A 16,531-nucleotide genomic window follows, 5' to 3' on the forward strand; every position below is an offset into this window, starting at 1 on the left:
GTGCCCGCGACCCCTAACAATGTGCCCGAGCCGAGCCGTACCGACCCGGCTCTGATCCGCAATTTCTGCATCATCGCGCACATCGACCACGGCAAGTCCACGCTCGCCGACCGCATGCTCCAGCTGACCGGGGTGGTCGACCAGCGGCAGATGCGTGCTCAGTACCTCGACCGTATGGACATCGAGCGCGAGCGCGGCATCACGATCAAGTCCCAGGCGGTCCGGCTGCCCTGGGCACCGTCCGAGAACCCGGGCAAGACCCACATCCTCAACATGATCGACACCCCCGGGCACGTCGACTTCACGTACGAGGTGTCGCGGTCGCTCGCGGCCTGCGAGGGCACGGTCCTGCTGGTCGACGCGGCCCAGGGCATCGAGGCGCAGACTCTCGCCAACCTCTACCTGGCGATGGAGAACGACCTCAAGATCATCCCCGTACTGAACAAGATCGACCTGCCGGCCGCGCAGCCGGAGAAGTTCTCCGAGGAGCTCGCGAACCTCATCGGGTGCGACCCCGAGGACGTGCTGAAGGTCTCCGCCAAGACCGGTCTGGGTGTCGAGGCACTGCTCGACAAGGTCGTCGCGGAGATCCCCGCCCCGGTCGGCGTCCAGGACGCCCCCGCACGCGCGATGATCTTCGACTCCGTGTACGACTCCTACCGCGGTGTCGTGACGTACGTCCGTGTCATCGACGGTCAGCTCAACAAGCGTGAGCGCATCCGGATGATGTCCACCGGCGCCACCCACGAGCTGCTGGAGATCGGCGTCTCGGCCCCCGAGATGAAGGCGGCCGACGGGCTCGGTGTCGGTGAGGTGGGCTACCTCATCACCGGCGTGAAGGACGTCCGCCAGTCCAAGGTCGGTGACACGATCACCACCCTGCACAACGGTGCGACCGAGTCGCTCGGCGGGTACAAGGAGCCCCGGCCCATGGTCTTCTCGGGCCTGTATCCGCTGGACGGCTCCGACTACCCCGAGCTGCGCGAGGCCCTGGACAAGCTCCAGCTCAACGACGCCGCGCTGGTGTACGAGCCGGAGACCTCGGCGGCACTGGGCTTCGGCTTCCGGGTCGGTTTCCTCGGGCTGCTGCACCTCGACGTGATCCGCGAGCGGCTGGAGCGCGAGTTCGGGCTCGACCTGATCGCCACCGCCCCGAACGTGGTCTACCGCGTCGAGATGGAGGACCGCAGCGAACACGTGGTCACCAACCCGAGCGAGTTCCCCGAGGGCAAGATCGACAAGGTCTACGAGCCCGTCGTGCGCGCGACCGTCCTCGCGCCCTCGGAGTTCATCGGCGCGATCATGGAGCTGTGCCAGACCCGGCGCGGCACCCTGCTCGGCATGGACTACCTCTCCGAGGACCGGGTCGAGATCCGCTACACCCTGCCGCTCGCGGAGATCGTCTTCGACTTCTTCGACCAGTTGAAGTCCAAGACCCGCGGCTATGCCTCGCTGGACTACGAGCCCACCGGCGAGCAGGCCTCCAGCCTGGTCAAGGTCGACATCCTGCTGCACGGCGACAAGGTCGACGCCTTCTCGGCGGTCACCCACAAGGACGCGGCGTACGCGTACGGTGTCCGGCTCGTCGCCAAGCTGCGCGAGCTGATCCCGCGGCAGGCCTTCGAGGTGCCGATCCAGGCGGCCATCGGCTCCCGGGTCATCGCCCGCGAGACCATCCGCGCCATCCGCAAGGACGTCCTCGCCAAGTGCTACGGCGGTGACATCTCCCGTAAGCGGAAGCTGCTGGAGAAGCAGAAGGAAGGCAAGAAGCGGATGAAGATGGTGGGCTCTGTGGAGGTTCCGCAAGAGGCCTTCATCTCCGTGCTGTCCAGCGACGACAGCGGCGGCACCGCCAAGGGCAAGAAGTAGTCACCCGGGATGCCGAGTTTCAGGGCCCGTCGCGCTTCCGCGTGGCGGGCCCTGTGCTTGTCTGCGGAGTGTGTCCTGGTCGAAGTGACGGGCCGCCGCCTCTTACGCACCGGCCGGACGCGTTCTACTCTGATCCCTGCTCGGTAGTTACTCGCGAGTTAACCAACAGCCGCAATTGAGCCAGCCGCAACGCCGCGGGCCCCGGAGGATGTCGTGAGCGACACACAGACCCTGATCGAGAACCGTCCGCCGTCCGTCGCGGCCCTCTTCCTGGAGCGCGTGGCGGCCACACCGGACGCCGAGGCATACCGCTACCCGGTACCGGCCGCGGGCGACGGCCCCGACGAGTGGAAGTCCCTGAGCTGGGGCGAGGCCGCCGAGCGGGTCTTCGCCATCGCCGCCGGTCTCATCGAACTCGGCGTGGAGCCCGAGCAGCGCGTCGCGCTCGCCTCCTCCACCCGGGTCGAGTGGATCCTCGCCGACCTCGGCATCCTGTGCGCCGGCGCGGCCACCACGACCGTCTACCCGCAGACCAACGCCGAGGAGTCGGCGTTCATCCTCTCCGACTCCGCGAGCAGGGTGCTCGTCGCGGAGGACGCCGCCCAGCTCGCCAAGGCGCGGGACAAGCGGGCGGACCTTCCCGAGCTCGGCCACGTCGTGGTCATCGACGGCGAGGGCGTGGAGAGCGACGACTGGGTCCTCACCCTCGCCGACTTGGAGAAGCGCGGCGCCGCCTACCTGGAGACGCACCCCGAGCTGATCAAGGAGCGCGTCGGCGCGATCACCGCCGACCAGCTCGCCACCCTCATCTACACGTCCGGCACCACCGGCCGCCCCAAGGGCGTCCGTCTGCCGCACGACAACTGGTCGTACATGGCGAAGGCGATCGCCTCCACCGGCCTGGTCGGCCAGGACGACGTCCAGTACCTGTGGCTGCCGCTCGCGCACGTCTTCGGCAAGGTCCTCACCTCCGGCCAGATCGAGGTCGGGCACGTGACCGCCGTCGACGGCCGCGTCGACAAGATCATCGAGAACCTGCCGGTGGTGCAGCCGACGTACATGGCGGCCGTCCCCCGCATCTTCGAGAAGGTCTACAACGGGGTCGCGGCCAAGGCGCGGGCGGGCGGCGGCGCCAAGTACAAGATCTTCCAGTGGGCGGCCCAGGTCTCCCGCGAGTACGCGAAGGTCAGCCAGGACAACTTCCGCCGCACCGGCTCCGCCTCCGTGCCGTTCGCGCTCGGCGCCAAGCACAAGGTCGCCGACACCCTCGTCTTCGCCAAGATCCGCGAGGCATTCGGCGGCAACCTGCGCGCCTGCGTCTCCGGCTCCGCCGCCCTCGCGCCCGAGATCGGCTACTTCTTCGCCGGCGCCGGCATCCACATCCTGGAGGGGTACGGACTCACCGAGTCCTCCGCCGCCTCCTTCGTGAACCCGGGCGAGGCCTACCGCACCGGCACGGTCGGCAAGCCGCTGCCCGGCACCGAGGTGCGCATCGCGGACGACGGCGAGATCCTGCTGCGCGGTCCCGGCATCATGGAGGGCTACCACGGGCTGCCCGAGAAGACGGCCGAGGTGCTGGAGGCCGACGGCTGGTTCCACACCGGCGACATCGGCGAGCTGTCCCCGGACGGCTACCTGCGGATCACCGACCGCAAGAAGGACCTCATCAAGACCTCGGGCGGCAAGTACATCGCGCCCGCCGAGGTCGAGGGCCAGTTCAAGGCGGTCTGCCCGTACGTCTCCAACATCCTCGTGCACGGCGCCGACCGGAACTTCTGCACCGCCCTCATCGCGCTCGACGAACCGTCGATCATGGAGTGGGCGAAGGACAACGGTCTGGAGCGCAGGTCGTACGCCGAGGTCGTCGCCGCGCCCACGACGGTCGTCATGGTCGAGGGCTACGTGAAGGAGCTCAACGAAGGTCTCCAGCGCTGGCAGACCATCAAGAAGTTCCGTCTCCTGCCCCGCGACCTGGACGTCGAGCACGGCGAGATCACCCCGAGCCTCAAGCTCAAGCGCCCGGTCGTCGAGCGGGAGTACAAGCACCTGATCGACGAGATGTACGCGGGATCCCGCGAGGCGTAGCCCGCCTGCCCGGGCCCGCTCCGGCCGCTCTCTCCGCCCCCGGTCCGCCGGGGGCGGAGCCATGTGCCGAGACGGGTACGGCCGCCGGGTCCTAGGTACGGTTCCGGCGCATGTCCCTCAGCAGCGCCTCCATCTGCCCGAGCTGCTCGCGGAGTTCGACGGCGTCCCGGAGGGCGCCGGCCGCGAGCTGGGTCTCGATCCCGCGGAGCCGGTCGGCGAGTTCGTCGAACCGTTCCTCCTCGCGGGCGAGCAGGCGCTCCAACTGCCGGTTCTTCCGGTGCAGATCGAGGAAGACGGTGACCTTGGCGCGCAGCACCCACGGGTCGAACGGCTTCGTCAGATAGTCGGCGGCTCCGGTCGCGTACCCGCGGAAGGCGTAGCCCGCATCCGCGTCCGTGCCCGTCAGGAAGATGATGGGGACGTCCTTGGTCTGGTCGAGCCGCTTGATGTTTGCGGCCGTCTCGAAGCCGTCCATGCCCGGCATCCGGATGTCGAGCAGCACGACGGCGAACCGCTGACGCAGCAGTGCCTTCATCGCCTCCTCGCCCGAACGCGCCCTCACCAGAGGCTCGTTGAGGGAGCCCAGGACGGCCTCCAGTGCGATCAGGTTGTCCTCCATGTCATCGACCAGGAGGATGCTCGCGCGCTCACCGTTCGTTGCCTCACTCATGATGACGGTGCCTCACTCGGTCCGCGTGCTGTCGGTGCCTCGCCCCCGCGGGGCGTCGGGCGCCGGTTCGGCGGCGACCGCGCCCGGACCCTCGGCACGCCCCCCGGGGTCCGTGGCACCCGGGGCGTCCCGCTTCTCCTCGTCCGTGCCCTCGGGATCGAGAAGGGCGCAGACGACGGTGAGGAGCCGGTCGACGTCCACCGGCTTGGGAACGTAGTCGTTGGCGCCCCGCGCGATGGACTTCTCCCGGTCGCCGGGCATCGCCTTCGCGGTCAGCGCGACGATGGGCAGCCCCGCCCAGCGGGGCGTGCGGCGGATGGCGGAGATCGTCTCGTAGCCGTCCATCTCCGGCATCATGATGTCCATCAGCACCAGTTCGACGTCGGGGTTGCGCTCCAGCGTCTCGATGCCCTCGCGGCCGTTCTCCGCGTACAGCACGGGCATGCCGACGCGGCCGAGCACATGGGTCAGCGCGAAGACGTTGCGGATGTCGTCGTCCACGATCAGCACCCGTCTGCCCGGCAGGACCCTGCCCGCCCGGCCGGCCTGCCAGGCCTCCAGTTTGGTGGGGGCCGGCCAGGAGTCGTCGGTGCCGCGGACCGTGTAGGGACCGGTCGACAACTGCTCGGGGAGCGCGACGAGATGGTCCTCGCGGGTCGGTCCCGTCGCCGCGTGCCCCGGGCTCACCACCGGCACGTACAGCGTGAAGGTGGAACCCTTGCCCGGCGTGCTCTCGGCGACGATGCGGCCGCCGAGCAGTCCGGAGATCTCGCGGCTGATGGACAGTCCGAGGCCCGTGCCGCCGTACTTGCGGTTGGTGGTGCCGTCGGCCTGCTGGAACGCCTCGAAGATCACGGGGAGTTTCTCCGGCGCGATGCCGATGCCGGTGTCGGAGACGGCGAAGGCGATCACGGTGTCGCCGTACTCGCGGGTACGGTCGGGGTCCGCGACGCGGTCGACGCGCAGCTCGACGCGGCCGCTCGCGGTGAACTTGATGGCGTTGGCGAGCAGGTTGCGCAGGATCTGCTGGAGCCGCTGCTCGTCGGACCACATCTCGCGCGGCACGTCCTCGCCGACCGCCACCTCGAAGGCGAGCCCCCGGTCGTGGGTGAGCGGGCGGAAGGTGGCGTGGACGTAGTCGAGGAGCTTGATGAGCGGCAGCCTCTTGGGGCGTACGTCCATCCGGCCGGCCTCGATCTTCGACAGGTCGAGGATGTCGTTGATGAGCTGGAGGAGGTCCGAGCCCGAGCGGTGGATGGTCGTCGCGAACTGCACCTCCTGGCCGGAGAGCCGGCCGTCGGGGTTGTCGGACAGCAGCCGGGCGAGGATCAGCAGGGAGTTCAGCGGTGTGCGCAGCTCGTGCGACATGTTCGCCAGGAACTCCGACTTGTACTGCGAGCTGGTGGCGAGAAGGGCCGCCTTCTCCTCCAGTTCGGCGTTGGAACGCTGCAACTCCGCCTGCTGTGATTGGAGTTCGTCGGAGCGGTCCTGGAGCTGGATGGCGAGCCGCTGGGACTCGCCGAGCAGGGACTCCGTACGGGAGTTGGCGATGATCGTGTTGATGGCGACGCCGATGGTGTTCACGAACTGGTCGAAGAAGGCGAGGTGGACGTCGGAGAAGCGGGAGAACGAGGCCAGTTCGATGACGCCGAGGAGCTTGTCCTCGAAGAGGATCGGGATGATGACGACGCTGGCCGGAGCCGCCTCCCCGAGCCCGCTGTTGATCTTGATGTAGTCGGGCGGGGCCTCCTCGACGAGGATCCGTTTCTTCTCGCGGGCCGCCTGCCGGACCAGGCCGTGCACCGGCATGCCGCCGGTGTCGACGGTCGCACCCTGTGCCGCGCCGTACCCGGCGATGAAGGCGAGTCCCTTGGCGGGCACGGCCGTGCGCAGCGCGGGTTCGTCCTCCTCGGGGTCGGCCAGGAAGAAGGCGCCGTACTGCGCGTTCACCAGCGGGGTCAGCTCGCGCAGGATCAGGTCGGCGACCTCCATCAGGTCGCGGTGGCCCTGCATCAGCGCGGCGAGGCGGGCGAGGTTCGACTCCAGCCAGTCCTTCGCCCGCGTCGTCTCGCGCAGGTTGGCCACCATCAGGTTGATGTTGTCCTTCAGTTCGGCGACCTCGCCCTGCGTCTCCACGCTGATGGAGCGGGACATGTCGCCCTGGGCCACCGCGGAGGCCACCTCGGCGATCGCGCGGACCTGGGTGGTGAGGTTGGAGGCGAGTTCGTTCACGTTCGTCGTCAGGCGTTTCCAGGTGCCGTACACGCCCTCGACCCGCGCCTGGCCGCCGAGCCGGCCCTCCGAACCCACCTCGCGGGCCACCCGGGTGACCTCCGAGGAGAACGACGACAGCGTGTCCACCATCGTGTTGATGGTCGTCTTCAGTTCGAGGATCTCGCCGCGGGCGTCCACGTCGATCTTCTTCGACAGGTCGCCCTGCGCCACCGCCGTGGCCACCTGGGCGATGTTGCGGACCTGCGAGGTCAGGTTGTCGGCCATGTAGTTGACGTTGTCGGTCAGGTCCCGCCAGACGCCCGAGACCCCGAGGACCTGGGCGCGTCCGCCGAGCCGTCCGTCCGTACCGACCTCGCGTGCCACGCGGGTCACCTCGTCGGCGAACGCGCGCAGTTGCTCCACCATCGTGTTGACGGTGTCCTTGAGTTCCAGGATCTCGCCCCGGGCGTCGACCGTGATCTTCTTCGACAGATCGCCGTTGGCGACGGCGGTGGTGACCTGCGCGATGTTGCGGACCTGGGACGTCAGGTTCAGGGCCATGAAGTTGACGTTGTCGGTGAGGTCCTTCCAGACGCCCGACACCCCGCGCACCTGGGCCTGGCCGCCGAGGTTGCCCTCGGTGCCGACCTCGCGGGCGACGCGGGTGACCTCGTCGGCGAAGGCGGAGAGCTGGTCGACCATCGTGTTGATGGTCGACTTCAGTTCGAGGATCTCGCCCTTCGCCTCGACGGTGATCTTCTTGCCGAGGTCGCCCTGTGCCACGGCGGTGGAGACGAGGGCGATGTTGCGGACCTGCGAGGTCAGGTTGTCCGCCATGAAGTTGACGTTGTCGGTGAGGTCCTTCCAGACCCCCGACACGCCCCGCACCTGGGCCCGTCCGCCGAGGTTGCCCTCGGTGCCGACCTCGCGGGCGACGCGGGTGACCTCGTCGGCGAAGGCGGAGAGCTGGTCGACCATCGTGTTGATCGTCGACTTGAGTTCGAGGATCTCGCCCTGCGCGTCGACCGTGATCTTCTGGCTGAGGTCACCGTTGGCGACCGCCGTGGTGACCTGTGCGATATTTCGAACCTGTGACGTCAGGTTGGACGCCATGAAGTTGACGTTGTCGGTGAGGTCCTTCCAGACCCCCGACACCCCCCGGACCTGCGCGCGGCCGCCCAGCCGGCCCTCGGTGCCGACCTCGCGGGCCACCCGGGTGACCTCGTCGGCGAACGCGGAGAGCTGGTCGACCATCGTGTTCACGGTGAGCTTCAGTTCCAGCAGCTCACCCGTCGCCTCGACCGTCACCGTACGGGTCAGGTCGCCGCGTGCCACCGCCGTGGTCACCAGGGCGATGTCCCGCACCTGGGCCGTCAGCCGGGAGGCCATCGTGTTGACCGCCTCGGTCACGTCCCGCCAACTCCCGGACAGCCCGGTCGCCTTGGCGCGGCCGCCGAGCCGCCCCTCGGTGCCTACCTCGCGGGCGACCCGGGTGACCTCGCCGGTGAACAGGGAGAGCTGGTCGACCATTCTGTTCACGGCGCGCCCCAACCGGCGCAGATCGCCCCGGAGTTGACGGTTGCCGTCGTGCAGGTCGACGCGCTGGGTCAGATCGCCGCCGGCCACCGCGTCGAGGACGCGGGTCGCGTTCGCCGCGGGTGCCACCAGCGCGTCGAGCAGTTGGTTCACGTCGTCGACGCGCGTCGTCCACTTGCCGCCGCCGGGGCTGGCGGCGAGCCGCTCGTCGAGCCGTCCGTAGCGGATCAGCTCCCTGCGGACGCGCTGCACCTCGGAGTTGAAGTGGGAACTGCGGTCCATGATCTGGTTGAACATCGTGTTCAGCTCGGCGACCAGACCGTGTGCCGTCTCCGGCACCTTGCTGAAGTCGCCGTCCCGCGCCGCGGTCATCGCGGCGAGCAGGGGACGCAGGTCCGATGCTCGAATCTGTCCGTCTTCGAGCACATGCATACCACTGTTCTCACTCATGACGGCCCACTTCGGTGACTCGATGCTTATGGGCGCGGCCAGTCTGTCACCCTGTCCGCACCGGCTGAGGTGTATTCGTCCGAACTGCTCAGGGAGCCGCACAGTGGGGGCCATTCCGACGCAACGCGAGTCCATGGCGTGCGCCCCGGGTGCGCCCGCGCACCACCGCGCCGGCCAGGACACCGTGGCCCGTACGACCCTGCCGGGCACCCCGCTCGCCCCCGGAGCCGCCCGCCGCTACCTCCGTGACACGCTCCTGGGCTGGGCCGAACTGGCCCTGCCCGGCGCCGAGATCATCGACGACCGGCTCACCGGCGACGCCGCCGTGGTGGTGAGCGAACTCGTCACCAACGCCGTCGTCCACGCGGGCACCGACGTCGAGCTGCTGTGCCGCCTGGAGCACGCGCCCGACGGTCCGCCCGGCCCGCTGGTCATCGAGGTGACCGACCACCACCCCGCCCGCGCGATACGCGACGACAGCCCCGAACGCCCTTACGGGACACCGGAGTACGGGCGGGGCCTGCGTCTGGTCTCCGCCCTCTCCGAGGCCTGGGGGATCACCTACCGCCCGGGCGTCAAGACGGTGTGGGCGCGCCTGCTGCTCGACGGGAGCGCCGACACCCTGCCGGGCGCCGAGGCGTTCGCCGCGCCGGACACCCGGTCCCCGGCGGACGCGTTCGCGGGGAGCGACCTCACCGGCAGAGGTGGCCGCGCGGGGACGGACGGCGCGGGTGGCGGCGGATCGCCCGGCGCAGAGCCCGCGCCGGGCGGTGCCGCCCCCGGGAACCGCCTCGCGGGCGCACGCGGCCCCGGTGGACGGGGCCCGGCCGGACCCACCTCGACCGCGTCCGTCTTCGCGGCGCCCGTCCCGGGGGCGCCCGCGGCCTTCTTCCCGGGCGGGGACACCTTCGACCCGTCCGGCTTCCCCGCCGCGGCCCCGGGCGGCACCGCCTCCGGAGCATCCGCCACCGGCGGCGCGCGGAACCCCTCCGAGGGGCGGGACTGGCTCGACCGCGGGGCCCTCTCCTTTCTCGCCGAGGCCTCCGACCTGCTGGCCGGACAGCTCGACGAGGACCTCGTCGCCGCGCTCGCCGGACAGCTCCTCGTCCCGCGGCTCGCCGACTGGTGCGCGGTGTGGCTGGAGGACGAGGCCACCGACCGGGCGGGCGGTCTCGGCCTGGCCCTCGGACCCCGCCTCGCCCGCGTCTGGCACGGCAGCGAGAACCTCATCGAGGACCTGCGCGACGTCCTGGAGGAGGATCCGCCGCGACTGCCCGACGCGGTCAGGTCCCGCGCCGTCCCCGTGCCCTGGCCCGGCGAGGCGCTGGGCCCGCGCGGAGCGAGCGGCGCGGCCCTGGCGTACCGGCTGATCGCGGGCGGCCGTCCGCTGGGCACGCTCGTCATCGGACGGGCCGGACCCGCCGGTTTCGCCGACGAGGTCACCGGGCTCGTCGAGGACCTGAGCCGTCGGATCGCGCTCGCCATCGGCGCGGCCCGCCAGTACGCGCGCCAGGCCACCATCAGCCGGGTCCTGCAGCGGGGGCTCCTGCCGGGCGCGGTCGCCGAGATCCCGGGCGTGCGCAGCGCCCTCGTCTACGAGCCGCTCGACGAGGGCGGCCCCAGCGGTGACTTCTACGACGTGTTCCCGGCCGGGGACGGCCGCTGGTGCTTCGCGGTCGGCGACGTCCAGGGCAAGGGGCCCGAGGCCGCCGTCGTGATCGGCCTCGCCCGGCCCTGGCTGCGGCTGCTGTCCCGCGAGGGCTACGACGTGGCGGACGTCCTCGACCGTCTCAACCAGCTCCTCCTCGACGACGCGACCGAGGCCGCCGACGCGGCGGCCCGCGCGCTCGTGGCGGCCGGCGGCCCCGGGCTCGGCACCGACCTCGGCCCGCAGACCCGCTTCCTGTCCATGCTCTACGGCGAACTGGTCCCCTTCGAGGGCGGCGTGCGCTGCACCCTCGCCTCCGCCGGACACCCGCTGCCGCTGCTGCTGGCCCCCGACGGCGACGTACGGGAGGTGGCCGTGCCGCAGACCCTGCTCGGCGTCTTCGAGGACCCCGGCTACACCTCCGAGTCCTTCGACCTGCACCCCGGCGACACCCTGCTGTGCGTCACCGACGGCGTGACGGAGCGGCGCGAGGGGACCCGGCAGTTCGACGACGACGACGGGCTCGCGCAGGCCCTCACGGGGTGTACGGGCCTGAACGCCGAGCTGATCGCGGAACGCATCCGCGCACTCGTCCACGAGTTCGGGAGCCGCCCGCCGGAGGACGACATGGCCCTGCTGGTCCTACAGGCCGAGTAGCTCCGCCGGCCCGCTCCCACCCGCCGCCCCCACGGTCCCGGTCACGCGATCCGGCCGCCCGTCCACAGGCCGGGACCGTTCACTCCGCCCGTGCTGGACAATGGAACGCATGCCTTCCGCACTCCCCGACGGCGAGCCCGTCCCCGACGACGGGGCGCTGCCCGCGCGCGCCCTGGCCGGGGCGGCCGAACGGCCCCTCGGGTTCTACCTCCACGTTCCGTACTGCGCGACCCGCTGCGGGTACTGCGACTTCAACACCTACACGGCGACCGAGCTGCGGGGCACCGGAGGCGTGCTCGCCTCCCGCGACAACTACGCGGACACCCTGATCGACGAGGTCCGCCTCGCCCGCAAGGTGCTCGGCGACGACCCGCGTCCCGTCCGCACCGTCTTCGTCGGGGGCGGCACACCCACCCTGCTGGCCGCCGACGATCTCGTCCGGATGCTGGGGGCGGTCCGTGACGAGTTCGGGCTCGCGGACGACGCGGAGATCACCACGGAGGCGAACCCGGAGTCCGTCGACCCGGAGTACCTCGCGACGCTCCGCGCCGGCGGCTTCAACCGCGTCTCCTTCGGCATGCAGAGCGCCCGGCAGCACGTGCTGAAGGTGCTGGACCGCACCCACACCCCCGGCCGCCCCGAGGCCTGTGTCGCCGAGGCCCGCGCGGCCGGCTTCGAGCACGTGAACCTCGACCTGATCTACGGCACCCCGGGGGAGTCGGACGACGACTGGCGGGCCTCCCTCGAAGCGGCCCTCGGCGCCGGCCCCGACCACGTCTCGGCGTACGCGCTCATCGTCGAGGAGGGCACCCAGCTCGCCCGCCGCATCCGCCGCGGCGAGGTCCCGATGACGGACGACGACGTCCACGCCGACCGCTACCTCATCGCCGACGAGGTGATGTCGAAGGCCGGCTTCGACTGGTACGAGGTGTCGAACTGGGCCACTTCCGAGGCGGCCCGCTGTCTGCACAACGAGCTGTACTGGCGCGGCGCCGACTGGTGGGGCGCGGGCCCCGGCGCGCACAGTCACGTCGGCGGCGTCCGCTGGTGGAACGTGAAGCACCCCGGCGCCTACGCGGCGGCGCTCGCCTCCGGCCGCTCCCCGGGCGCCGGACGCGAGCTCCTCTCCGGCGAGGACCGCCGCGTCGAGCGCATCCTGCTCGAACTGCGGCTGCGCGAGGGCTGCCCGCTCTCGCTGCTGCGCACCGACGGCCTCGCGGCCTCCCGCCGCGCCCTGTCCGAGGGCCTCCTCGAACCGGGCCCGTACGACGACGGCCGCGCCGTCCTCACCCTGCGCGGACGCCTCCTCGCGGACGCGGTCGTCCGGGACCTGGTCGACTGACCGGACACCACCGGACGACACCGGACGTCACGGACACCACCGGCCGGCACCGCACGCGTGCCCGGGCCGAGGGGTGCCCGGCCGTGCCCCCGGCTACTCCGGCGCCGTGACGAAGTCGATCAGTTCCTCGACCCGGCCCAGGAGTTCGGGCTGGAGGTCCTTGTAGGAGCGGACCCGGGACAGGATGTGCTGCCAGGCCGCGCCGGTGTTCTCCGGCCAGCCCAGGGCCCGGCACACGCCCGTCTTCCAGTCCTCGCCGCGCGGGACCCGGGGCCAGCCCGGGATGCCCACGGAGGACGGCTTCACGGCCTCCCAGATGTCGATGTAGGGGTGGCCGAGCACCAGGGCGTGCTCGCTCGTCACCGCCGCGGCGATCCGGGACTCCTTCGAGCCGGGCACCAGGTGGTCGACGAGCACGCCGAGCCGGGCGTCGGGGCCCGGCGCGAACTCCTCGACGATCGCGGGCAGGTCGTCGACGCCCTCCAGGTACTCCACGACGACGCCCTCGACGCGCAGGTCGTCGCCCCAGACCCGCTCGACCAGTTCGGCGTCGTGGCGGCCCTCCACGTAGATGCGGCCGGCCCGCGCGACCCGGGCGCGGGCGCCGGGCACCGCCACCGAACCGGACGCGGTCCGGCTGGGACGTACCGGCGCCGCGGCCGTCGGGCGGACCAGCGTCACCACCCTGCCCTCCAGCAGGAAGCCGCGCGGCTCCATGGGGAACACCCGGTGCTTGCCGAAGCGGTCCTCCAGGGTGACCGTGCCCGCCTCGCAGCCGATCACCGCGCCGCAGAAACCGGTGCCGGGCTCCTCGACCACCAGACCGGGGTCCGCCGGGACCTCGGGCACGGGCTTGGGCTTCTTCCACGGCGGGGTCAGGTCCGGAGAGTACTGGCGCATTCGCATGACGATAGGAGAAGCGCGCCGGGCCTCACCGCGACACGCCGAAACGCGCGGCCAACGCGTCCCGCTGCGAGCGGACGAACGCGGCGTCCACCAGCGCTCCGTGGCCGGGCACGTACACAGCGTCGTCACCGCCGAGCGCGAGCAGCCGGTCGAGGGCCCCGGGCCAGCGGGAGGGGACGGCGTCGGAACCCGCCTGCGGCTCGCCGGACTCCTCGACCAGGTCGCCGCAGAACACCACCGCCGGGTCCCCCGGCACGACGGCCACGAGGTCGTGGGCGGTGTGGCCCTCACCCGTCCGCACCAGCCGCACCCCGACGCTGCCGCCCAGCTCCAGGTCCAGGGCGCCCCGGACGCCCTGCCGGGGGCGTACGAGGGCGTCGGACGCCTCCTGTGCCGCCAGGGGATCCAGCCCGTTGCGCACCGCGTCCGCGCGCAGCTCCTCGCGGCCGTTCCCGTACACCCCGGACGAGCCGTCCGCGACGAACACCTCGGCGCCCTCGAACGCGGCGGCGCCGAAGACGTGGTCGAAGTGCGGGTGGGTGAGTGCGAGGTGCGTCACGTGCCGCCCCGGGCCGAGCAGCCGCTCCGCGTCCGCGCGCAGCGCCGCGCCCTCCGCGAGGCGCGATCCGGCGTCGATCATCAGCGCGGCGTCCTCGCCGACGACGAGCCCGACGGTGCAGTCCCAGTCCGGAAGCCGCCGCCGGCCGATCCGGGGCGCCACCCGTTCCCACCCCAGCTCTTCCCAAGTCAGCCTCATACGGCGACGCTAGCGGTGACCGGGTGTCGCGCACGACATCGCAGGCCCGCCCTTGCCGGGGCCGTGCCTCACCGCCGTACACTGGCCCGGGGAACGCTGGCACTCGGGCGCACTGAGTGCCAGGCGAAAAGCCACGAAGGCCACGAAGACCACGGAGTCGACTTCTGGAGGTGTGCGCGATGCTCAGTGAACGCAGGCTCGAGGTGCTCCGCGCCATCGTCCAGGACTATGTGGGCACCGAGGAGCCGGTCGGCTCCAAGGCGCTCACGGAGCGGCACCGGCTCGGCGTCTCGCCGGCGACCGTCCGCAACGACATGGCGGTCCTGGAGGACGAGGGCTACATCGCCCAGCCGCACACCAGCGCCGGACGCATCCCCACGGACAAGGGATACCGGCTCTTCGTCGACAAGCTCGCGGGCGTCAAGCCGATGACCGCGCCCGAGCGGCGCGCCATCCAGAACTTCCTGGACGGAGCCGTCGACCTCGACGACGTCGTCGGCCGGACGGTGCGGCTGCTCGCGCAGCTCACCCGCCAGGTCGCCGTCGTGCAGTACCCCTCGCTGACCCGCTCGACCGTGCGGCACGTGGAACTGCTCTCGCTCGCCCCGGCGCGCGTGATGCTCGTGCTGATCACGGACACCGGCCGGGTCGAGCAACGCATGATCAACTGTCACGTGCCGTTCGGTGAGACTTCTCTCGCCGATCTGCGGGCCCGGCTCAACAGCCGGATCGCGGGCCGCCCCTTCGCGGACGTCCCGCAGCTCGTGCAGGACCTCCCGGACGCCTTCGAGGCGGAGGACCGGGGTACGGTCTCGACAGTGCTCTCCACTCTGCTGGAGACACTGGTCGAGGAGACCGAGGAGCGGCTGATGATCGGCGGGACCGCCAATCTCACCCGTTTCGGACATGACTTCCCTCTCACCATCCGGCCGGTGCTCGAAGCGCTGGAGGAGCAGGTCGTGCTCCTCAAGTTGCTTGGAGAGGCCGGGGATTCGAGCATGACCGTGCGAATCGGGCATGAGAACGCGTATGAGGGACTCAACTCCACGTCCGTGGTCTCGGTCGGCTACGGTTCGGGCGGCGAGGCAGTAGCCAAACTCGGCGTGGTCGGCCCGACCCGCATGGATTACCCGGGAACGATGGGAGCGGTACGAGCGGTGGCACGGTACGTCGGACAGATCCTGGCGGAGTCCTGAGTGGCCACGGACTACTACGCCGTACTCGGCGTGCGCCGCGACGCGTCCCAGGACGAGATCAAGAAGGCGTTCCGGAGGCTCGCGCGCGAGCTGCATCCGGACGTCAATCCCGATCCGAAGACGCAGGAGCGCTTCAAGGAGATCAACGCCGCCTACGAGGTGTTGTCGGACCCGCAGAAGAAGCAGGTCTACGACCTCGGCGGTGACCCGCTGTCCCAGCAGGGCGGAGGCGCCGGCGGCTTCGGCGCGGGCGGCTTCGGGAACTTCTCGGACATCATGGACGCCTTCTTCGGCACGGCCTCGCAGCGCGGACCGCGCTCGCGGACCCGCCGTGGCCAGGACGCCATGATCCGGCTGGAGATCGAGCTGGACGAGGCGGCCTTCGGCACCACGAAGGACCTCCAGGTCGACACCGCCGTCGTCTGCGCGACCTGCAGCGGCGAGGGTGCCGCACCCGGGACCTCCGCGCAGACCTGTGACATGTGCCGCGGCCGCGGCGAGGTGTCCCAGGTGACGCGGTCGTTCCTCGGCCAGGTCATGACCTCGCGGCCGTGCCCGCAGTGCCAGGGCTTCGGCACCGTGGTCCCGACCCCGTGCCCCGAGTGCGCGGGCGACGGCCGGGTCCGCTCCCGCCGCACCCTCACGGTCAAGATCCCGGCCGGTGTGGACAACGGCACACGGATCCAGCTCGCGGGCGAGGGCGAGGTCGGCCCCGGCGGCGGCCCCGCCGGCGACCTGTACGTCGAGATCCACGAGCTGCCGCACTCGACGTTCCAGCGTCGTGGCGACGACCTGCACTGCACGGTCACCATCCCGATGACCGCCGCGGCCCTCGGCACCAAGGTGCCGCTGGAGACCCTCGACGGCATGGAGGAGGTCGACATCCGTCCGGGCACGCAGTCCGGCCAGTCGATCCCGCTGCATACCCGGGGCGTCACGCACCTGCGCGGCGGCGGCCGCGGCGACCTCATCGTGCACGTCGAGGTCACCACGCCGACCAAGCTCGATCCCGAGCAGGAGCGGGTCATGCGCGAGCTCGCCCAGCTGCGCGGCGAGGAGCGGCCCACCGGCCAGTTCCAGCCCGGGCAGCAGGGGCTCTTCTCCCGGCTGAAGGACGCCTTCAACGGTCGCTGACGCGACGGCGGTACGGGGCGGTGTTCCCGCCCCGTACCCGCCTGCCGCGCAACCCCGTAACCGAGCG

The 16,531-nt window shown here is 71.2% G+C and carries 10 protein-coding genes; 6 read left to right on the forward strand and 4 right to left on the reverse strand.

Annotated elements, in window-relative coordinates; translation table 11 throughout:
- Both lepA and ABZT74_RS19585 read left to right on the forward strand, forming a co-directional pair.
- On the forward strand, positions 1 to 1,869 hold the full coding sequence (gene lepA / locus ABZT74_RS19580; protein ID WP_356172922.1) for a translation elongation factor 4: 1,869 nt from the start codon (positions 1 to 3) through the stop codon (positions 1,867 to 1,869).
- 213 nt (positions 1,870 to 2,082) lie between these two features.
- Positions 2,083 to 3,954 carry an AMP-dependent synthetase/ligase gene (locus ABZT74_RS19585; protein WP_356436409.1) on the forward strand — a complete coding sequence of 624 codons (1,872 nt, stop codon included), beginning with the start codon at positions 2,083 to 2,085 and terminating at the stop codon, positions 3,952 to 3,954.
- Positions 3,955 to 4,045: 91 nt separating this feature from the next.
- Here the strand turns inward: ABZT74_RS19585 and ABZT74_RS19590 are convergent, their stop codons facing one another.
- Together ABZT74_RS19590 and ABZT74_RS19595 are read right to left on the reverse strand one after the other, a co-directional pair.
- Entirely contained in the window at positions 4,046 to 4,627 is a 582-nt protein-coding gene (locus ABZT74_RS19590) for a response regulator (protein WP_355863828.1), read from the reverse strand.
- Between the two features lie 9 nt (positions 4,628 to 4,636).
- Positions 4,637 to 8,746: a HAMP domain-containing protein gene (locus ABZT74_RS19595; protein ID WP_356436622.1), complete on the reverse strand. Its 4,110-nt coding sequence runs from the start codon at positions 8,744 to 8,746 to the stop codon at positions 4,637 to 4,639.
- Between the two features lie 181 nt (positions 8,747 to 8,927).
- Between ABZT74_RS19595 and ABZT74_RS19600 the strand changes: the two genes are divergently transcribed.
- Complete coding sequence (locus ABZT74_RS19600; RefSeq protein ID WP_356436411.1) at positions 8,928 to 11,129, forward strand: SpoIIE family protein phosphatase; 2,202 nt, start codon at positions 8,928 to 8,930, stop codon at positions 11,127 to 11,129.
- Between the two features lie 109 nt (positions 11,130 to 11,238).
- Positions 11,239 to 12,471, forward strand: coding sequence for a radical SAM family heme chaperone HemW (hemW, locus tag ABZT74_RS19605; protein ID WP_355863502.1), 1,233 nt, complete (start codon positions 11,239 to 11,241; stop codon positions 12,469 to 12,471).
- 93 nt (positions 12,472 to 12,564) lie between these two features.
- Here the strand turns inward: hemW and ABZT74_RS19610 are convergent, their stop codons facing one another.
- Both ABZT74_RS19610 and ABZT74_RS19615 read right to left on the reverse strand, forming a co-directional pair.
- Complete coding sequence (locus ABZT74_RS19610; protein WP_355863504.1) at positions 12,565 to 13,371, reverse strand: DUF3097 domain-containing protein; 807 nt, start codon at positions 13,369 to 13,371, stop codon at positions 12,565 to 12,567.
- A gap of 31 nt (positions 13,372 to 13,402) precedes the next feature.
- Positions 13,403 to 14,134 carry an MBL fold metallo-hydrolase gene (locus ABZT74_RS19615; protein WP_356436413.1) on the reverse strand — a complete coding sequence of 244 codons (732 nt, stop codon included), beginning with the start codon at positions 14,132 to 14,134 and terminating at the stop codon, positions 13,403 to 13,405.
- Positions 14,135 to 14,313: 179 nt separating this feature from the next.
- Here ABZT74_RS19615 and hrcA point away from each other — a divergent pair, with 179 nt between their 5' ends.
- The gene (gene hrcA / locus ABZT74_RS19620; RefSeq protein ID WP_355863508.1) at positions 14,314 to 15,330 is read left to right on the forward strand and encodes a heat-inducible transcriptional repressor HrcA; all 1,017 of its coding nucleotides are present in this window, start codon (positions 14,314 to 14,316) and stop codon (positions 15,328 to 15,330) included.
- Positions 15,331 to 16,464, forward strand: a complete 1,134-nt coding sequence (dnaJ, locus tag ABZT74_RS19625; RefSeq protein WP_356172933.1) for a molecular chaperone DnaJ — start codon at positions 15,331 to 15,333, stop codon at positions 16,462 to 16,464.
- Positions 16,465 to 16,531: the final 67 nt, after the last annotated feature.

The sequence above is a fragment of the Streptomyces sp. NPDC005302 genome (assembly GCF_040607345.1).
In the GTDB taxonomy this organism is placed as follows: domain Bacteria; phylum Actinomycetota; class Actinomycetes; order Streptomycetales; family Streptomycetaceae; genus Streptomyces.

Excerpts from the sequence above, each read along its gene's own strand:
- ABZT74_RS19610 (WP_355863504.1), bottom strand. The coding sequence starts at position 13,371 with ATGCGCCAGTACTCTCCGGACCTGACCCCGCCGTGGAAGAAGCCCAAG.
- ABZT74_RS19595 (WP_356436622.1), bottom strand. The coding sequence starts at position 8,746 with ATGACCGCGGCGCGGGACGGCGACTTCAGCAAGGTGCCGGAGACGGCA.
- hemW (WP_355863502.1), top strand. The coding sequence starts at position 11,239 with ATGCCTTCCGCACTCCCCGACGGCGAGCCCGTCCCCGACGACGGGGCG.
- ABZT74_RS19615 (WP_356436413.1), bottom strand. The coding sequence starts at position 14,134 with ATGAGGCTGACTTGGGAAGAGCTGGGGTGGGAACGGGTGGCGCCCCGG.
- hrcA (WP_355863508.1), top strand. The coding sequence starts at position 14,314 with ATGCTCAGTGAACGCAGGCTCGAGGTGCTCCGCGCCATCGTCCAGGAC.